Source organism: Sorangium sp. So ce381 (assembly GCF_051473845.1).
Classification (GTDB): domain Bacteria; phylum Myxococcota_A; class Polyangia; order Polyangiales; family Polyangiaceae; genus Sorangium; species Sorangium atrum.
Genome location: NZ_CP150336.1, coordinates 838055 through 855107 on the forward strand (window position 1 = coordinate 838055; position 17053 = coordinate 855107).

A 17053-nucleotide genomic window follows, 5' to 3' on the forward strand; every position below is an offset into this window, starting at 1 on the left:
GCCTCGCGGGAGAGCCCAGACCTCCACAGCCTTCCCTCCTCGGGGAGCGTCTCGCGCCAGGCCGAGGATCACCAACGTCCCGTCCTGCCCGCGAGCGGCATTCAAGATCCTCCTTGTCGGAATCGCCCCGGTCCATCGCGGTCCGTGCCTACGGCGATCGCTGTCGCCAGGGGAGCCGACGTCCATGGCTGCGACAATCTCGCGCGCTCCGTGCATCTCGGAGACGTTACGCTCGGGAGCATCGCCTCCGCGGCCATTCCGGTGGGTGTCGATGCTTCACGTCTGTCGTGAACATCTTGCGATCCCGAGGGGGCGGCGCCAGGAGTGCGAGGCGAAATGGGCAGCGACGAAGCGGTTCGGGGCAGCTGCGAAGCCGTCGGCAGGCGCCCCGTGGAATCCTTGGCCTTTGTCCGAGAAGGCGCAGCAGGCTGGCGCGAATGTCGCAGGGCGCAAGGGGTATGCGAAGCACGTGCATGGTCGCTGGTCTGACAGTGTGCCTCTCCGCGTGCGTGGTTACCTCAAGCGATGAGACGGACGCTGCCGCCACGACCGAAGGAGCGATCGAGGCCGAATCGACCGCCTCCACCGAATCGCTCGCAGGCGAACGCGGCGACTTGGAGCTCTGCAAGGCGCTCGCGCTTGCTTCGTACGAAGCCAGGGAGGAGTTCTGCCGAGCGCAGCCACGGAACAGGCGCCGCCGGTGCTGGGAAAATGTGCATGCCAGCTCCCTTGGCTGGCTCGTGTAGTGCACGGTCGAGTTCTCGTACTAGCCTCATCGCATGGATGAGAAGGATTCGCCGATCGCGGAGCGTCGCTACAGCGTGGAAGGTCAGCCTGGGCGAGAAATCATCTTGAAGATTGGGCGGCCATTCGAGGTGAGCCCTCCTGGGGTGGACTGGGCGTGTCCCGTCGTCTTCGAGGGCCTGGACGACGGATGCAGCAAGTGCGTGTACGGGATCGACGGTGTGCAGGCGATCCAGCTCGCGATGCAGTACGCGCGCAACCAGCTGGAGGCCTCCGGGCTGCAGCTCCTGTGGATGACCGAGGAGCCGGGCGATCTGGGGCTCCCGCGCCCGATCGAGAGCACGCTCGGCGTATGGTTTCAGCGCGAGCTCGAGCAGATGGTGGAGAGTGAGCAACGCAGGATGCACGAGATCGTGCTCAAGCTCGGCGAGGTGCGCGAGCGGCGCCGGAAATCGACCGGAGCCTAGCTTCGGCGCGGTGCCCGCTCCGTCCCGTGGGCGGGGCCGATCGACCGCTGTGCGATCCTTTCCTCGTCGGCTCCTCCTCCGTCGAGGAGGCTGCGCGCCCCATCACATCGTTTCGACCGACTTGAGCATCTCCGGGATGAAGTGGAGCCTCGGCCGGAGCAGCCTGTCGCGACGCCCGGGCTGTCGGACCTGGAGCATGGCGCCGGTCGCTGAGCTGTTCGAGGCATCCAGCAGATCGTCGGTGAACGTATAACTGTAATTCTCTTGCTTGGCCGGTGTCTTGTCCTCCGCAACGGCCTCGGGGATCGAGACGCCGAGAAACAGCAGCGCGGCTGTGACTGAAATAAGCGATCGCGGTTTCATCATGTCTCCTCGCCTTTATCGGACACGAGCGAGGTCCGCAGATTGGGACCCTTCTTGCCGAGCTCGACGCCGCGTCGCGGAACTCGCCGGGGCGGCTGCGGCGAGAGCGCGCTGAGCTCCCTGCTCGGGGCGCCCGCTCCTGGGGCACGCGCCATCCATGGGGACGATGCGGCTCTGCGTTCCGTGCCGACAGGCGCGCTCGATGTCGTCGCGGAGGGCTTCCTGGACGGACCGCCAGATCTGGTGAAACGCAGGTGACATCGCTCTCCTTCCGCGTAGAATCGGGCGCGATGCTCACCTGCAGTCGAAGGAGCACGACGGGCGGCCTCATCGTTGCGGTCGTCGCGGCGCTCGCCGTGGTCGTCCCCGCCGGAGCGGCCGGGGCGAGCGAGGAGACGTCGGCGAAGGTGGCGAGCGGCATCGCCGTCGGCGTCCAGCTGGAGGCGCTCTCGGACGTGAAGGTCGCGCGCGCCGAGGTCGCCCGGGGATCCAGGGTGAGCGTGGCCAGGCTGATCGAGCGCCAGGGCCAGCTCACCGCCGTCGACGTCGAGCTCGCCGACGGCCACATCGCGCGCGTGGCGATGGCGACGGTCCGCAAGTCGTTCCGCGTCCTCTCCGAGTAGCCGTCTTCCTCGATCCGCCGGCTTCTTCGCCCTCGTGCGCGATCGCGGCTAGGGTGCCGCCATGCGGAACCCCGCCAAGGTGCGCGTCGCCGTCCTCTTCGGCGGCCGCTCGGCCGAGCACGAGATCTCCCTCCTGTCCGCCCGCTTCGTCGTCGAGGCGCTCGACCGCGACCGCTTCGAGCCGGTGCTCATCGGCATCGACAAGTCCGGCCGCTGGCTGCTCCAGGAAGAGGCGCTGCTCCTCAGCGCCGCGCGCGACCCACGCCTCGCCCGGCTCAACGAGGCCATGCCGGAGATCGCCCTCGACGCCCACCCCGGGCCCGCCGGCGAGGCGACGCTGACCGTGCCGGGCGGCGCGCGCTCCCCGATCGACGTGGTCTTCCCCGTCCTGCACGGGCCTACGGGCGAGGACGGCTGCGTCCAGGGCCTCCTCGAGCTCGCCGGGGTCCCGTACGTCGGCTCCGGCGTGCTCGGCTCCGCCGTGGGGATGGACAAGGACGTGATGAAGCGCCTGCTCCGCGAGGCGGAGATCCCCATCGTGCCCCACGTCACCCTCCGCCGGGCCGCGTGGGACCGCGATCGCGGCGCGTGCATCGAGCAGATCGCCGCCCTCTCCGCCGCCGGCGGCGCCGGCTTCGGGCCGATCTTCGTCAAGCCCGCGAACCTCGGGTCGTCCGTCGGCGTCCGGCGCGTCAAGGCGCGCTCCGAGATCGAGGCGGCCGTCGAGCACGCCTTCGAGTTCGACCTGAAGATCGTCTGCGAGCAGGGCATCGAGGGCGTGCGCGAGATCGAGTGCTCCGTGCTCGGCGACGACGACCCCATCGCCTCCGTGCCCGGCGAGATCGTGGTCGGGCACGCCGACGGCTTCTACTCCTACGCCGCGAAGTACATCGACGCCGACGGCGCCACGATCCGGATCCCGGCCGACCTCTCCCCGGCCGAGGCGAACGCCGTGCAGCTGGTCGCGCTCCGCGCGTTCCGCGCGCTGGAGGCGTCGGGGATGGCCCGCGTCGACCTCTTCCTCTCGCCCGATCGCGCGCTCTACGTGAACGAGATCAACACCATCCCTGGCTTCACGGCGATCTCGATGTACCCGAAGCTCTGGGAGGCGAGCGGCATCCCCGCGCGCGAGCTGATCGAGCGCCTCATCGCGCTCGCGCTCGAGCGCGGCGCGCGGAAGGCCCGCCTCAGGACGAGCGCCTAGCGGCGCGCGGCGCCCGGAAATCCCGCCTCAGGACGAGCGCCTAGCGCCGCGGCGCGCGTCCGCCCGCGTCAGCCCCCGTCGAGCCGCACGCCGGGGGCGCCGAGCGCGGGCCGCCGCACGAGGGACGGGCCGAGCGCCTCGAGGATGCGCGCGTGGCGCTCGGCGGGCGCCCACAGGAGGATGTGGCCGCCGCCGCCTGCGCCGCACATCCGGAGGACCTCGACCCCGAGGCCGTCGAGCCGCCGCTCCAGCGAGAGCGCGATCGCGCTCGCCGCCCTCGAGAGGCGCAGCTTCGCGGCCGCGCCCCGGCGCATGCCCGAGAGCACCAGCGAGAGCGAGCCGAGCTCGAAGCCGCGCGCGACCTCGCCGGCCGCCGCCACGAGCTCGCCCTTCGCGTCGCACGCCGAGCCCGAGTCCATCCGGTCCAGCACCTCGCCCGACACGCGCCGCACCTCCGTGTCCACGAGCAGCAGCCCCGCCGAGAGCGCGGGCACGAGGTCCGGACAGCCGATCGCGAGCGGCCGCACCCCCGAGCAGCCGCCGGCGTCGAAGGCGAGATCGAGCAGCCCCCCGAACGCAGCGAACACCTGATCCTGCGCGCCGCACGCGTTGCACAGGCGCTCGCGCTCGATCGCGACCGCCTCGCGCGCCAGATCCTCGGGCGCGACGGCCTCTCCGATCGAGGCGCGCAGCGCGAAGAGCGCCGCCACCGCCACCGACGCGCTGCCGCCCAGGCCGGCCCCGGGCGACGTCTCGCTCTCGACCCGCAGGGCGACCCCGTCGCCCACGCCCGCCGCGGAGAGCGTCGCCTCGATCAGGCGGAAGGCGACATCGTCGCGCGGAGGATCCGCGCGGCGCCGCAGGAGGACGCGCCCCCCTCCGGCGGCGCCGGCGCCCTCGGTCGGGTGCGGCTCCGCCCGTCCCTCGCCGCGCGCGGCGAGCTCGAGCCGCACCCAGCCTCGATCGAACGGCTCCACGATCACGCGCACGCGCAGATCGATCGCAGCGCCCACGACGCGCCCGCCGTCCTGTCGGGCGATGCCGGGCAGGTCGCTGCCACCCCCGGCGAAGGAGACGCGCATCGGCGCGCTCGAGGCCGCGCGCCACAGCGGGCTTCGCAGCGTTCGCGGCGCGGAGAGGGAGCCGGCGCAGGGGATGCTCATGCTGTCCTTCGGCGCGAGCGCGACCCGCCGGGGCGCGAGCGCGCCCCAGGGACCGAGGCGGAGCGCCCCGCGGCGGCACCCCGTGCAGGGAGCAGGCCATCGATGGAGCGCCCGGCGTGCACGCTCCCGCTCGGTCCCCCCCGGTTCCGTTCAGTTCAGGTCCTTGCTCGCGGGCTCGGTCCGCGGCGAGGGCTGCGCGCGGGCCGCGTCGAGGATCCGGTCGATGACCCTGAGCCCGGCCGCGAACATGTCCCGCTCAGCGCGCTCGCCGCCGGCGTGCACCTCGGCCGCCTTCTCCCGGAGGGCGAGCGCGTCGCGGCGGACGACCGGGAGGCGGGCCGCGCCCGCCGCGTCGGCGATGCACCCGGCGAGATCGTAGATGAGGAACGCGTCCTCCTCGCTGATCCGGGCCTCCGTCCGGCGCCCCTCTGCGCGGGCGCGCGCCGGGGATCCGCCGGCGCGATCCCCCCGGGCGTGCGGCGCGACCTCCCGATCGTCGTCATCGTCCCCGATCGAGCCCGAGGAGACACGGTCGAGCAGGCTGGTCAGCTCGACCCGGTAGGCGGCGAGGACCAGCGCGCAGAGCGCCCCGCGATCGCGCAGCGAGAAGAGGATCAGCTCGAGGAGCCGGTCGGACCGGGTCGCGCAGTTTTGCATCGCTGCCTTGTACGGCGTCCGCCCACGTGACCTCAATCCAGAACGCCACCGCCCGCGGCGGATCCACCCTCGGACGCGGGGCACGTTACGCACCGAGGGCGCTCGCGTGGCGCGCGGCGGCCCGCCGAGGCGCGAACCGCCCCGTCGAGGCGCGCCGAAATGCGCTCAGACGCTGATAGCGTCGGGGGCCCCACGCGGCGGTTGCGGAGCTGAGCCGGATCGGTCAATAGGTCCGACCCTCCTGCGTCAACGGGCCGCGACGGATGTCTGGCGTGCTGACGCTCCGGCTCAGCCTGTCACCTCATCCTCCATCGCATCGGCATCCCCGTGACCGCGAATCGTTCTACGAGCCCCACGCACACCCGAGAGCAGTCCACCGCGCCGTCCTCGGCCACCGTCACGACGTCCGCCCGGCCCGCGCCGCCTGCGCCGCCCACGTCGCCCACGCCGACCGACGGCGCGCCCGGCGCCGGGCTGAGCGAGCGCGGCGCGGCGATCGTCCGCGAGGAGGAGGCGCTGCTCGCCCGCGTCACCGCGCACCTCGCCACCGCCGCGACCAAGCCGTCGCGCCCGCCGCCCGCCGAGAACTACGAGGAGCAGCTCCTCTCGCTCCGCGATCAGATCGCGGCGGCGCGGCTGGAGGACGTGCCGGCGCTCGTGCAGCAGATGGAGCGGCTGCAAGGGATCGCCGCGCGGCGGAACGAGAACGTCGTCGAGCCCGTCGATCCGAAGTCTCCCTACTTCGGCCACCTGCGCCTCCGGGAGAAGGGCCGCCCCGAGCGCGACGTCCTCATCGGGCGCACGACGCTCGTCGACGCGAGCGCGGGCGTGCGGATCGTCGACTGGCGCCACGCTCCGGTCAGCCAGATCTACTACCGCTACGAGGAGGGCGCGGAGTACGAGGAGACCTTCGGCGAGCGCGACGTCGAGGGCACTGTGCTCGTGCGGCGCACCGTGACCATCGACGACGGCGAGCTCTATCGCATCTCGGCGCCGCAGGGGACGCTCGTGCGCGGGCCCTCGGGCGGCTTCCGCGAGATCGCGACGCGGGCGACCGAGCTCTCCGGCGGGCAGGGCAGCGCGGTGCGCCCCGAGGACATGCGCGACATCGCGCGCGCGGCGGCGGGCGGCGCGCGCGGCGGGCTCGGGACGGGGGCGGCGTTCCACGCCCGCGAGGACCGGCACCTGCCGGAGATCGCGGCGCTCCTCGACCCGCGGCAGTTCGAGCTCATCTCGAAGCCGGACGCCGGGATCGTGGTCATCCAGGGCGGCGCCGGCAGCGGCAAGACGACGATCGGCGTCCACCGGCTCGCCTTCCTTTCCTACAACGGAGGGCGCCGGTTCACCGCCGACAAGATGCTCGTCATCGTCGGCAGCCCCGCGCTCCGCGCGTACATCAGCGAGGCGCTCCCCGCGCTGGGCCTGGGCGGCATCGCGGTCGAGACGTTCTCCGAGTGGGCGCGCGCGGCCCGGAAGCGCGCGTTCCCGTGGCTCGAGGCGCCGGTCGAGGAGAACACGCCCTCGGTCGTGACCCGCTACAAGACCCACCCGGCGATGCTCCACCTCCTCGAGCAGCGCGCGGCGGAGCTCAAGGACGACGCGCGGGCGCGGCGCGACTCGCGCGGCACCCTCGCGTTCTGGGCGGACGTGCTCACCGATCTCGACCGGGTGATGGCCGCGTTCGAGGCGGCGGGCGACCCCGAGTTCGGCCCGGAGCAGGTCAAGCGCGCGTGGCGCTGGTGCGCGGACCGCTGCCCCGCCGTGCTCGATCTCGACCCCGGCGACCGCGCCGAGCGCAAGGCGGCGATGGCCGACGAGCCCGCGGACGACGACGACGACCGGGGCGGGGACGGGCGCGAGGTCTCGAGCGACGACCGCGCGGTGCTCGACCCCGAGGACGACGCGCTCCTCCTGCGGGCGTACCAGCTGCTCCGGGGCGAGCTCCGCAAGGGGAAGAACGTGCTCGTCTACGAGCACCTCTTCGTGGACGAGGCGCAGGATCTCGCGCCGATCGACCTCGCGGTGCTGCTCGGCGTCGTGGCCGAGCCGCGGAGCGTGACGCTGGCGGGCGACACGGCGCAGCGGCTCTTCATGGACTCCGGCTTCCGCGACTGGCGGGCGACGCTCGACGACCTCGGCCTGTCGCGGGTCGACGTCGAGCCGCTGCGCATCGCGTACCGCTCGACGCGCGAGGTGCTCGCGTTCGCCCGCGCGGTGCTGGGCCCGCTGGCGGATCCGACGCCGCCCCTGGCCCCGCGCAGCGGGGCGCCGGTCGAGCACCACCATTTCCCGAGCGCCGGCGCGGCCGTCGCGTTCCTGGCGGACGCGATCCGCCCGCTGTTCGCGCGGGAGCCCCGCGCGACGCTGGCGATCCTGGCGCGCCACCCCGAGCAGGCGGACGTCTACTACGACGCCCTCCGGATGGCGGAGATCCCGAACCTCCGGCGCGTGCGCGCCTACGAGTTCGCGTTCCGCCCCGGCGTCGAGGTGACGGAGGTCCGGCAGGTGAAGGGCCTCGAGTACGACTACGTGGTGCTGGTCGACGTGAACGCGTCGACCTACTCGGCGGACGACGAGTCGCGGCACCTGCTCCACATCGGGGCGACCCGCGCGGCGCACCAGCTCTGGGTGATCTCGACGGCGGCGCCGTCGCCGCTCGTGCCGGACTGGCTGGGCTGACGGGGAGGGGGGAGGGGGAGGGGAGGAGCACCGCTCGGGCGAGCCGAGGTGTGCCGCCCTCGGCAGGCCTCGGAAGCCCTTGAAAGGGGAATGGACACAATCGACACCGGGCCGTGAGAGAATCCTTGACCGGAGCGAGGCCGTGAGTAGATTCCCTCTCGCGCGGTGGAGCAGCCTGGTAGCTCGTCGGGCTCATAACCCGAAGGTCGTAGGTTCAAATCCTGCCCGCGCAACCACGACCCAAGCAGCAAAAGCAACAAGAGGACGCGAGGATTGGCCGGAACAGGCCACCTCGCGTTTTTCGTTTTCAGAGTCCGTCCGCTGGCGCCGAGCGTGATGCCGGAGAGGCGGCCTGAGCGATTCGGCTGTCCGGCCCCTCCAGGCGAGCGCTGCTCGTCGCTCGCTTTGCCTGCTCGCCTGGTGCGCCTCTCGGGAGAGGTCCTGGTCGATCCGGCGGCGTCGCGCGCCCTGGGTCCCAGTCGTTCCCTCGGAGCCCGGCGACACGGAGCGGGGCGAGCGCAAGGACGATAAGAGGCTCACCCCTTCTGGAACACCCAGCGTCGATGGCGCGGACTCAATCGCTCTCTGCGGCTCCGGCGCGCTGTCGCTCCGATGCCCTGTCCGTCGGCGGCGAGCGCGTGGCGCGGAGCGCGCGAGATGTGCTGGGGAGAGCTGATTCCATCAGCTGGTGATTCGCGGTGTAGAGGTGCCGAGGCCGCTCCTTTTCACGGCATCCTTCGGGAGGAGGTGGCCGCGGTCGGGCCCGCGGGCGATCCGGTCCGGTCGGACCTGTCGCGGGTGGGCCGCCCGCCACCCGTCGTTTCGCGGCCGCGCCCGTTGCGCGCGTTGCGGGTTGTATAAGTGGCTCCGGCCGGGCCGATGTCGCTCGGAAAGTGCGCAGCGCTACGCGGCCCGCACCGGTGCGGTTCGCCAGCACCACGTCCCCGGCCTCGGTCCGCTCGTCGTCCAGCCGCACGCCGGGCACGGTCGCCGCGATCTGTGCGCGTTCGTTGCGCGCTGGTCGAGCGCGTTCGTTGCGCGCTGCTCGAGCGCTGGTCGACATGGTGCCCGCGCTTCCACGGGCGCCTCGCGCCGGCGGCGCAGCCCTCTCGCCGCGCCGTAGGCAGGCGCCGGCCCCGTGATGTAGGATGGCGATAGAGGCGGCTCCTGTGCTCTGAACACGCGCGCCGCGGCGCGCACCTCACCGGCGCATTCCCGGTAACCTCCAGCGGACAACCACGATGGCCAAACCGAACGATCCCTTCGCACCCTCGACCAACACGCGCGGCGCCGCGACGCCGGGGGATGCTGCCAAGCCGCAACGCAGCGCCAGCGCGCCCGCGCCCGCGGCGCGTGCGTTGCCCTCCACGGGGCCTGCCACCCAGCGAGGGCCGGGGGCCTACGGCGCGCCCGAGTTCCTCAACAAAGCGCGCAGCGCGCAGCCGCCGGAGCTCCTGAGCCAGCGCACCATCGAGCTCGTGCAGTGGTCCTGGGCGAAGGTGATGCCCATCTCGGACGCCGCGGCGGCGCTGTTCTATGAGCGGTTGTTCACGCTCGAACCGTCGGTGCGGCCGCTGTTCAAGAACGATATGGCCGAGCAGAAGAAGAAGCTCATGCAGACGCTCGCCGTGGCCGTCGATGGGCTGAACAACCTGCCCAAGCTCGTGCCGGTGCTCCAGGGCCTCGGCGTCCGGCACCAGGGCTATATGGTCGTCGATCGCCATTACGACGTGGTGGGCGAGGCGCTGCTCTGGACGCTGCGCGAGGGGCTCGGCGACTCCTTCTCGGCCGACGTCGAGTCCGCGTGGAAAGAGGTCTACGGCCTGGTCGCGGACGTCATGAAGAAGGCCGCCGCGGCGCACGCGGCCGTGGGCGCCGCGCCGGCGCACCCCTCGCCGGTGCCGGCCGGGAGGGACGCCCCGCGGATCGGCGCGTCGCAGCCGGCGCAGCGCTCGGCGCCCGTGGAGCAGGCGGTGCAGCTGCCGAAGTCGGTGCCGCCGCCGTCGTCGACCAAGGCCTCGCGGACGCTCGTCGGGGTCGTGCCGCCCTGGCAGGGCGACCCGCCGCCGCCCGCGCCCGCGCCCGCGGGCCCGCCCGCGGGCGCGCCGATCAGCCTGCGCACCATCGAGCTCGTGCAGCGATCGTGGGCGAAGGTGATGCCCATCTCGGACGCCGCGGCGGCGCTCTTCTACGACCGCCTCTTCGAGCTCGATCCGTCGGTGCGGCCGCTGTTCAAGAACGACATAGCCGAGCAGAAGAAGAAGCTCATGCAGACGCTCGCCGTGGCCGTCGATGGGCTGAACAACCTGGGCAGGCTCGTGCCGGTGCTCCAGGCGCTCGGCGTGCGGCACCACGGCTACATGGTGGTCGATCGCCATTACGACGTGGTGGGCGAGGCGCTGCTCTGGACGCTGCGCGAAGGGCTGGGCGACGGCTTCACGCGCGACGTCGAGTCGGCGTGGACCGAGGTCTACGGCGTGATCGCGGACGTCATGAAGAAGGCGGCCGCAGATCACGTCGCGAGCGGGGGCGCTCGCAAGGCCGACGCCGCGCCCGCGCGGGAGCGGGCGCCCGCGCAGCGGCCTCCCCTGTCCGAGCAGCGCGCGCCGGCGCCGTCGAGCGTCACGGAGGTGATGCCGGCGAAGAGGCGCCCGGGCCCCCTCGACGAGGACGCCGACACGCTTCACTACCAGACCAACCCCGCCCATGAGGCCCTGATGAACAGCGGTATCAACCATGAGGAGTCCCGGGCAGGAGCGCGCCCGGCATCCGCGGCGCCCCCTGCCGCCGCGAGCGCGGGCCCGCAGGGGCTCGTCATCCCGTGGGCCGGCCAGGACATGGTCGTCAACGTCCATGTCAAGCTGGACGGTCCGCTGGTGACGGTCCCGGTCGCTTCGCCGTCGATCGCGTCGCCCGCGGCGCCTGTCGTGCTGGAGGCGACAGGCCCGAGCGGCCTCGCCGCGGGGCTCGCGATCGCCCTGCTCTCGATCGCCGCCTCGATGGCCACGGCCATCCTGATGACGGTGGGCGGCGCCGACAAGGCTGCGGCGGGCGTGGGCGCAGCGGCCGGCGCGGGCGCGGCGCCCAACATCGCGTCCCTCGCGACCTACGCCGTGCCGATCATCGTCACGGTCCTCGTCCTCTCCGCGTTCACGATGGGACACATCCTGGGGCGGGGTCGGGCCCGGAGCGACGCGGGGCCCGGCGCGGGGCAGCTGTGAGCTCCACCGGCGGGTCGTGAGCGGGCCGTGCGCTGGCGCCGACACATTCGCCCGGCGAGCGCTGGGGTTTGATGGCAAGATGGGAATGAGAGTCCGATGATCGCGGAGCCTGCGAGTACGCTGACCCACCTGGCGGGACAGTGGCTGGGACCATTCCAGCTGATCCAGCTGCTCGGCATCGGCGCGATGGGCGCCGTGTACCTGGCCAGGGACAGCGTGCTCCAGCGCGACGTCGCGGTGAAGCTGATCGCGAAGGGGAGCGCGGACACCGATCCCGAGCGGCGCGACCGCTTCCTGCGCGAGGCGCGCGCCGCGGCGCGCCTCCTCCACCCGAACGTGGTGCAGATCTTCCAGGTCGGCGAGGACGAGGACGTCCGCTACATCGCCATGGAGTACGTCCATGGCCTCACCATGGCGCAGGCGGCCAAGCAGCACGGCGGCCGCCTGCCGGAGCAGTTCGGGATCGAGAAGATGCGCGAGGCCGCGGCGGCGCTCGAGCTCGCGGCGTCGTTCGGCATCTCGCACCGCGACGTCAAGCCCGCCAACCTCCTCCTCAATGCGTCGGGGACGCTCAAGATCGCCGACTTCGGCCTGGCGTCCCATCCGGAGAGCGGCCCGCTCGGCAGCAGCTCCGCCCGAACGCTGGAGGGCACGCCGTTCTACATGAGCCCGGAGCAATGGACCGGGCAGGACATCGCGCCTCCGTCGGACATCTACAGCCTCGGCTGCACGTTCTACCACCTGCTCGTGGGCAGGACGCCCTTCTCGGCGCGGGATCTCGCTGGCTGCTTCCAGGCGCACTGCCACGCGCCCGTCCCGGATCCGAAGCTGGCGATGCCGGACATCGATCCGCTCCTCGCGGAGCTCTTGCGCCGCTGCATGGCGAAGCGGCCGCAGGAGCGGCCGTCGGCCGGGCACATCGTTGCGTTCCTCGAGGACATGCTGATGCTCCGGCGCAGCAGCGTCAGGCCGCGAGAGATGTCGGAGTCGAAGAGCGCGCTGCTCGGCGCCCCCATGGATCTCGCCGATACGAGGATCAGCGAGCTCCCGGCGCCGCCGAGGGGCACGCTCGCGACGCCGACGGGCACGATCCTGGTGAACAGCTCGACCGCCGTCGGGCACTTCACCGGCCAGTACAGCTACCGCGATCATTTCGGGCTGACCGGCTATCCGTTCAGCGACATCCGGCAGCCGAGCTTCTTCTGGGACGCAGGCCCTTACGCCTGGATCCTGAGGACGCTGGCGTCGCAGATCGTCGCCGGGCAGCGCCCGGCGATCCTCGTGGGCGAGCCGGGGAGCGGCCGGACCTTCGTCTGTGAGATGATCAAGAACAAGGTCCCGCGGATCCATGTCTTCTCGATCGAGCCGCAGCTGCTCTTCGGGACGCGGCCGCTCGTGTCGCTGTGCAGGCAGGTGGGGGCGTCGGCCATCTCACCGACGCTGAGCCAGCAGTTCCTCGTCGACGCGTTCCTCGGGCAAGCGCTCCTCCGCGCCGGGTCGGACGCGATCGCCGTCCTGGTCGTCGACGGCGTCGATCCGGAGGACCACGATCTCCTGATGGAGCTCCATGACATCCTGCGCTGCGCCCCGGCGGGCAAGCTCTCGATGATCCTGGTGGGCTCCCCCGATCTCCCCGCGACCCTCGCCTCCAACGGCGTGCCGCGCGAGCTCTACTCAGGCGCTCAGTCGCTCCTCTTGCCCGGCATGACGCAGCAGGAGATGATCGAATACATCGATTTCCGGATGCGTTCGGTCGGAGGGAGCCGGCGGGGGCTCCAGCTGGACCTCGCGTCGCAGCAGCTGCTGCACGCGCGGAGCGGCGGCAGCCCGAAGCTCATCAACATCTACTGCCACAACGCGCTGACGATCGCCGCGCTCCAGGGCGAGACCGACGTGAGCCTGTCGTCCATCCGCCTGGGAATGAAGAGCAAGAGCTATCTCACCGCCGAGGCGGCAACGAACCTGATCCGGGGCTGAGCGCGCCTCTGGCGCGTCGTCAGGCGCGGCCGGAGCCGTCGTGAACGGGGCAATCTCCACGCGCTCGCGCGCCGGACAATCCCCCGCATCCTCGCCGCGCTAGCTATCGTTTCCGGCGGTTCCGACTGGTGCGACCGTTCCGGCCGCGCCGGTCGCGGGCGGCGCGCTCGGCGGCGCGGCGGGGAGCGGGTCGCGCCCGGGCATTGCGGCGAGCACCGCCGCGTCCGTCATCGGCGCGCGCGGCACGTTCAGCGCCCGTCCAATGCGCGCCCTCGAATGCTTGTCGTTGTCGATACACCTGCCGCGCGTGTATGCGCTGAGCCGGTCGCGCGGCTCCTGCTTGCGGCACGCTCCGAAGGATCCCTTGATCAGCGCGAGTCCCGCGCGAAAGCACTTCTCTCGATCTCCGACGAGATCCGCGTGCGACCACCCCTCCCGGGTCTTGCCCGCGCCGACGCGGACCTGGAGCAGACAGGAGTCGAGCCCCGAGCCGCGCGCGAGCTTCCCGATCCCGAGGTCCACGTCACGACGGTAGCCGCTCTCGAAATACGCGATCGATAAGAGCAGCGCCATCGTCTCGGCTCGACCGCGCGGGCCGCCGAAGAGCGGCTTCAATGCGGGATCATAGGCGACCTTCGCCGCCGCGCGCGCGATCTCGTGGTAGCGCGCGCGGCCTTCCTCGGGCGTCTCGACCGCGTCCTTGATGAAGCTCTTCCCAGGCGGGGCCCATGTCATCATGATACCAACAGCCCACGCGATAATCGTATCCATGAGACATGTAAGGTCCTGGGATACCTCTGTGTCAAGCGATTCGGACAGCCTGGCTGGGATTGTCGTCGTGCGTTGTATGATCGCGTGCCGCTCAGTGTGCATTATAACGTCCTCGTCAAACTGCGAATGATCTTGGGAAGCGGCGCGTCGTACGTGGTGCGCAATCGTTTTCGCACTGGATTTGTGTTCGGTTGTGTTCGGTTGTGTTCAGTTGCATTTGTTGCGCTCGGCCTCGCGAGATTGCGGGTGAGCTCGCGGTCAAATTCGCGCCGAGCCATCTCGCGCTCTCGCCGCGGAGCTCACGAATGGAGTGGTCGCCTCCAGTCCTCGAGAGAGCGACTGGCCCTCACCGGGCCGAGAGCGATGATGTGCTGCGCGCGCGCTCGACGCGAGGCGCGCGTCAGGCCTTCTCGGCGGCGTCTTCTTCGGAGGTCGCGCGCGTGTCTTCGAGCCGGTCGACCGCGCGCAGCTCGGGGAACAGCCATGCCCAGAGCAGCACGACCGCGATCGTCCCGAGGCCGCCGAACACCACGGTCGGCACGGTCCCGATGAGCCTCGCGAGGGTGCCTGACTCGAGCTCTCCGAGCTCGTTCGAGGCGCCGACGAACACCATGTTGACCGCGCTCACGCGGCCGCGCATCTCGGGCGGGGTGGCGAGCTGCTCCAGGGTCATCCGCACGACGACGCTCACCATGTCGGCGGCGCCCATCACGGTGAGCGCGACGAGCGAGAGGAGGAAGCTCCGCGACAGGCCGAACACGACCGCGGCGACCCCGAAGAGCCCGACGCAGAGGAGCATCTTCGACCCGGCGCGCCGCGCGATGGGCCGGAAGGCGAGGACCACGGCCATGAGCCCGGCCCCCACGGCCGGCGCGGCGCGCAGGAAGCCGAACCCCTGCGGGCCGACCCCGAGCACGTCGGTCGCGTAGATGGGCAGGAGCGCGACCGCGCCGCCCAGGAAGACGGCCACGAAGTCGAGCGAGATCGACGCGAGGAGGACCTTCTTCCGGTAGACGTAGCGCAGCCCGGCGAGCGCCGTGGCGAGCGACGGCGGCTTCCTCTCCAGGCGGCCGGCGGGCGCCCGCACGGCCAGGGGCCCGGCGCACGCCGCGGCGAGCGCGAGGCTCGCGCTCAGGTACACCGGCGCAGGCGCCTTCCAGAGCGCGTAGAGCAGCCCGCCCAGGCTCGGCCCGCCGATGGCGCCGACCTGCCAGAGCGTCGATTGCCACGTCACCGCGTTCTGGAAGTGCTCCGTCGGCACGAGCGTGGGCAGGAGCGCCGAGCCGGCCGGCCCCTGGAAGGCGCGCACCGTGCCGAGGAGCACGAGGACCCCGTAGATGGCCGGCAAGCTCGGGCTCGGCGAGCGCGCGAGGAAGAAGAGCGCGAGCGCCGCGAGCGCCGAGGTGAGGTAGCAAAGGACGAGGATCCGCCGCCGATCGAAGCGATCCGCCGCGTGCCCGGACGCGAGGGACAGCCCCGCCACAGGGAGGAACTGGGCGAGCCCCACATAACCGAGCGCCAGCGGATCTCGCGTGAGGTCGTAAATCTGATACCCCACGGCGACGGACTGCATCTGGTACGCCACCGTGGCCATCAGGCGGGCCGCCGCGTAAACGCAAAAATCGCGCGACGTGAAGGCGGCGAAGGGCGACGACGGCTTCAGGGCGGCGGGGGCGGTGGCCATGAACGAGTCCGGGCGACGTTCATGGCGCATTCCAGCGAGGGTCGCCAGGCTGCGAGGCTGCGGTCACGACCCGGGAGGTCGAGCGCCGGGTCGCTGCACCCCGCACGCCGTGGAGGGTCGCATCCCGCGCGCCGTGGAGGGTCGCATCCCGCGCGCCGTGGACGGCCGCATCCCGCGCGCCGTGGAGGGTCGCATCCCGCGCGCCGTGGACGGCCGCATCCCGCGCGCCGTGAAGGAGCAGGACGTCCAGGCACCACGGCCGGACATCGCGACGGTCACGTTCGCGTGGCCTCGACGTGGAACACTGGCGCGCCGAGCTGGACCTGTGGTAAGCGGCAGCCACACATGATGCTCCTTGGACACGACACTTCGTCGGGACGGGCGCGCGACCTCGCCGAGCAGGCGTGGCGCGCCTGGACGCTGTTTGGCAGCCGCTCCCGCCGCGGGCGTGATGGCCGGCGCGACGACGACGACGACGATTTCCCGCGGCCGAACGCGATCCTCACGTGGCTCCCGATGCTGGGGCGCGCCGTCTCGCCGCTGCCCGCCTGATCTACGCGCCCCTCAGGGCCCGCTCGCCGTCAGCGTGAGCGACCCGTCGCGGAGGCTCACCACGCGGTCTTCGGCCGCGACGCGCGACCAGTCGAACTCCCGGAGCAGCTCCGTCGGCGTGCACGGCTCGGGGCGATCCCGCAGGCCGACGCAGCACGCGAGCGCTCCGGTGAGCGCGGGCGCGCTCCGGGCGAGCGCCGCCCCGCGCGCCGCGCCGTGCGTCTTCGCCAGCTTGCCGCCGCGCTCCTCCAGGAGGAGCAGGTGGTGCCGGTAGACAGGCGCCGGCAGCCCGAGCAGCGCCTGGAGCGCCGCCTGCGTCGCGGTGCTCGGCGCGATGTCGCGCCCCCGGACGACGCGCGTGACGGCCGCCGCGCCGTCGTCGACCACCACCGCCAGCTGGTAGGAGAAGGCGCCGTCGCGCCGGCGAACCACGGGATCGCCCATCGCGAGCGCGGGCTCCTGCGACAGGTCGAGCCCCCCCTCGTCGAGGGGCCGGAACACGCCGTCCGGCAGCCGCGCCCGGATCGGCTCCACGCTCGCGCGCCACCCGCCGGGCGGCAGCGCGCGGCCGCGCGCGCGGTTGTCGTAGGCGAAGCCGCCGTCCGGGGCGCGCCGGCCGATCGCGCGCACCTCCTCGCGCGTCGCGGAGCAGGGGTACAGCGCGCCGAGCGCCTCGAGCCGGTCCATCGCCGCCTCGTGGTGCGCCCTCCGCGCGTGCTGCTCGACGCGCTCGTCGAAATCGAGCCCGAGCCACGCGAGATCGTCCTCGATCGCGCGCGCGAACTCGGGCCGGCAGCGGTCCGGATCGAGGTCCTCCAGCCGGAGGACCAGCCGCGCGCCCCGCGACCGCGCGTCCAGCCAGCAGAGCAGCGCCGCCGCGAGCGTGCCGAGGTGGGCGGGCCCGGTGGTCGACGGGGCGAACCGGCACACCTCGCTCATCGCTCTTCC

Annotated in this window: 13 protein-coding genes and 1 tRNA gene; 8 read left to right on the top strand and 6 right to left on the bottom strand. The window is 72.2% G+C overall.

Annotated elements, in window-relative coordinates; genetic code table 11:
* Window positions 1-779: 779 nt before the first annotated feature.
* On the top strand, window positions 780-1211 hold the full coding sequence (locus tag WMF29_RS03080) for a DUF6968 family protein (RefSeq protein WP_437327401.1): 432 nt from the start codon (window positions 780-782) through the stop codon (window positions 1209-1211).
* A gap of 102 nt (window positions 1212-1313) precedes the next feature.
* Here the strand turns inward: WMF29_RS03080 and WMF29_RS03085 are convergent, their stop codons facing one another.
* Window positions 1314-1577, bottom strand: coding sequence for a hypothetical protein (locus WMF29_RS03085; RefSeq protein ID WP_437327402.1), 264 nt, complete (start codon window positions 1575-1577; stop codon window positions 1314-1316).
* A 287-nt stretch (window positions 1578-1864) separates the two neighbouring features.
* On the opposite strand from WMF29_RS03085, the gene WMF29_RS03090 reads away from it, so the two are divergent.
* On the top strand, window positions 1865-2197 hold the full coding sequence (locus tag WMF29_RS03090) for a hypothetical protein (RefSeq protein WP_437327403.1): 333 nt from the start codon (window positions 1865-1867) through the stop codon (window positions 2195-2197).
* Between the two features lie 61 nt (window positions 2198-2258).
* Entirely contained in the window at window positions 2259-3401 is a 1143-nt protein-coding gene (locus WMF29_RS03095) for a D-alanine--D-alanine ligase family protein (RefSeq protein WP_437327404.1), read from the top strand.
* 68 nt (window positions 3402-3469) lie between these two features.
* Here WMF29_RS03095 and WMF29_RS03100 read toward each other — a convergent pair whose 3' ends face one another.
* Both WMF29_RS03100 and WMF29_RS03105 read right to left on the bottom strand, forming a co-directional pair.
* Complete coding sequence (locus WMF29_RS03100; protein ID WP_437327405.1) at window positions 3470-4564, bottom strand: GHMP family kinase ATP-binding protein; 1095 nt, start codon at window positions 4562-4564, stop codon at window positions 3470-3472.
* 150 nt (window positions 4565-4714) lie between these two features.
* Window positions 4715-5221 (bottom strand): hypothetical protein, encoded by a 507-nt coding sequence (locus WMF29_RS03105; RefSeq protein WP_437327406.1) that lies wholly within the window; start codon window positions 5219-5221, stop codon window positions 4715-4717.
* A gap of 327 nt (window positions 5222-5548) precedes the next feature.
* Between WMF29_RS03105 and WMF29_RS03110 the strand changes: the two genes are divergently transcribed.
* The 4 genes from WMF29_RS03110 (at window position 5549) to WMF29_RS03125 (ending at window position 13098) form a co-directional block, all read left to right on the top strand.
* Window positions 5549-7900, top strand: coding sequence for an ATP-binding domain-containing protein (locus WMF29_RS03110; RefSeq protein WP_437327407.1), 2352 nt, complete (start codon window positions 5549-5551; stop codon window positions 7898-7900).
* A 159-nt stretch (window positions 7901-8059) separates the two neighbouring features.
* Window positions 8060-8136, top strand: a tRNA-Met gene (locus WMF29_RS03115).
* 1005 nt (window positions 8137-9141) lie between these two features.
* Complete coding sequence (locus tag WMF29_RS03120) at window positions 9142-11121, top strand: globin family protein (RefSeq protein WP_437327408.1); 1980 nt, start codon at window positions 9142-9144, stop codon at window positions 11119-11121.
* A 96-nt stretch (window positions 11122-11217) separates the two neighbouring features.
* Window positions 11218-13098, top strand: a complete 1881-nt coding sequence (locus WMF29_RS03125; protein WP_437327409.1) for a protein kinase domain-containing protein — start codon at window positions 11218-11220, stop codon at window positions 13096-13098.
* Window positions 13099-13197: 99 nt separating this feature from the next.
* Here WMF29_RS03125 and WMF29_RS03130 read toward each other — a convergent pair whose 3' ends face one another.
* A complete protein-coding gene (locus WMF29_RS03130; protein WP_437327410.1) occupies window positions 13198-13836 on the bottom strand; it encodes a hypothetical protein in 639 nt (212 codons plus the stop codon).
* A 433-nt stretch (window positions 13837-14269) separates the two neighbouring features.
* Window positions 14270-15553, bottom strand: coding sequence for an MFS transporter (locus tag WMF29_RS03135; RefSeq protein ID WP_437327411.1), 1284 nt, complete (start codon window positions 15551-15553; stop codon window positions 14270-14272).
* 345 nt (window positions 15554-15898) lie between these two features.
* On the opposite strand from WMF29_RS03135, the gene WMF29_RS03140 reads away from it, so the two are divergent.
* A complete protein-coding gene (locus WMF29_RS03140) occupies window positions 15899-16105 on the top strand; it encodes a hypothetical protein (RefSeq protein ID WP_437327412.1) in 207 nt (68 codons plus the stop codon).
* Window positions 16106-16117: 12 nt separating this feature from the next.
* On the opposite strand, the gene WMF29_RS03145 is transcribed toward WMF29_RS03140, so the two are convergent.
* Window positions 16118-17044: a glutamate--tRNA ligase family protein gene (locus WMF29_RS03145; RefSeq protein ID WP_437327413.1), complete on the bottom strand. Its 927-nt coding sequence runs from the start codon at window positions 17042-17044 to the stop codon at window positions 16118-16120.
* Window positions 17045-17053: the final 9 nt, after the last annotated feature.

Bases quoted from the DNA above. Each gene is read 5' to 3' on its own strand.
- WMF29_RS03080 (WP_437327401.1), top strand. From the start codon at position 780: ATGGATGAGAAGGATTCGCCGATCGCGGAGCGTCGCTACAGCGTGGAA.
- WMF29_RS03085 (WP_437327402.1), bottom strand. From the start codon at position 1,577: ATGATGAAACCGCGATCGCTTATTTCAGTCACAGCCGCGCTGCTGTTT.
- WMF29_RS03090 (WP_437327403.1), top strand. From the start codon at position 1,865: ATGCTCACCTGCAGTCGAAGGAGCACGACGGGCGGCCTCATCGTTGCG.
- WMF29_RS03095 (WP_437327404.1), top strand. From the start codon at position 2,259: ATGCGGAACCCCGCCAAGGTGCGCGTCGCCGTCCTCTTCGGCGGCCGC.
- WMF29_RS03100 (WP_437327405.1), bottom strand. From the start codon at position 4,564: ATGAGCATCCCCTGCGCCGGCTCCCTCTCCGCGCCGCGAACGCTGCGA.
- WMF29_RS03105 (WP_437327406.1), bottom strand. From the start codon at position 5,221: ATGCAAAACTGCGCGACCCGGTCCGACCGGCTCCTCGAGCTGATCCTC.
- WMF29_RS03120 (WP_437327408.1), top strand. From the start codon at position 9,142: ATGGCCAAACCGAACGATCCCTTCGCACCCTCGACCAACACGCGCGGC.
- WMF29_RS03125 (WP_437327409.1), top strand. From the start codon at position 11,218: ATGATCGCGGAGCCTGCGAGTACGCTGACCCACCTGGCGGGACAGTGG.
- WMF29_RS03130 (WP_437327410.1), bottom strand. From the start codon at position 13,836: ATGATGACATGGGCCCCGCCTGGGAAGAGCTTCATCAAGGACGCGGTC.
- WMF29_RS03135 (WP_437327411.1), bottom strand. From the start codon at position 15,553: ATGGCCACCGCCCCCGCCGCCCTGAAGCCGTCGTCGCCCTTCGCCGCC.
- WMF29_RS03140 (WP_437327412.1), top strand. From the start codon at position 15,899: ATGATGCTCCTTGGACACGACACTTCGTCGGGACGGGCGCGCGACCTC.
- WMF29_RS03145 (WP_437327413.1), bottom strand. From the start codon at position 17,044: ATGAGCGAGGTGTGCCGGTTCGCCCCGTCGACCACCGGGCCCGCCCAC.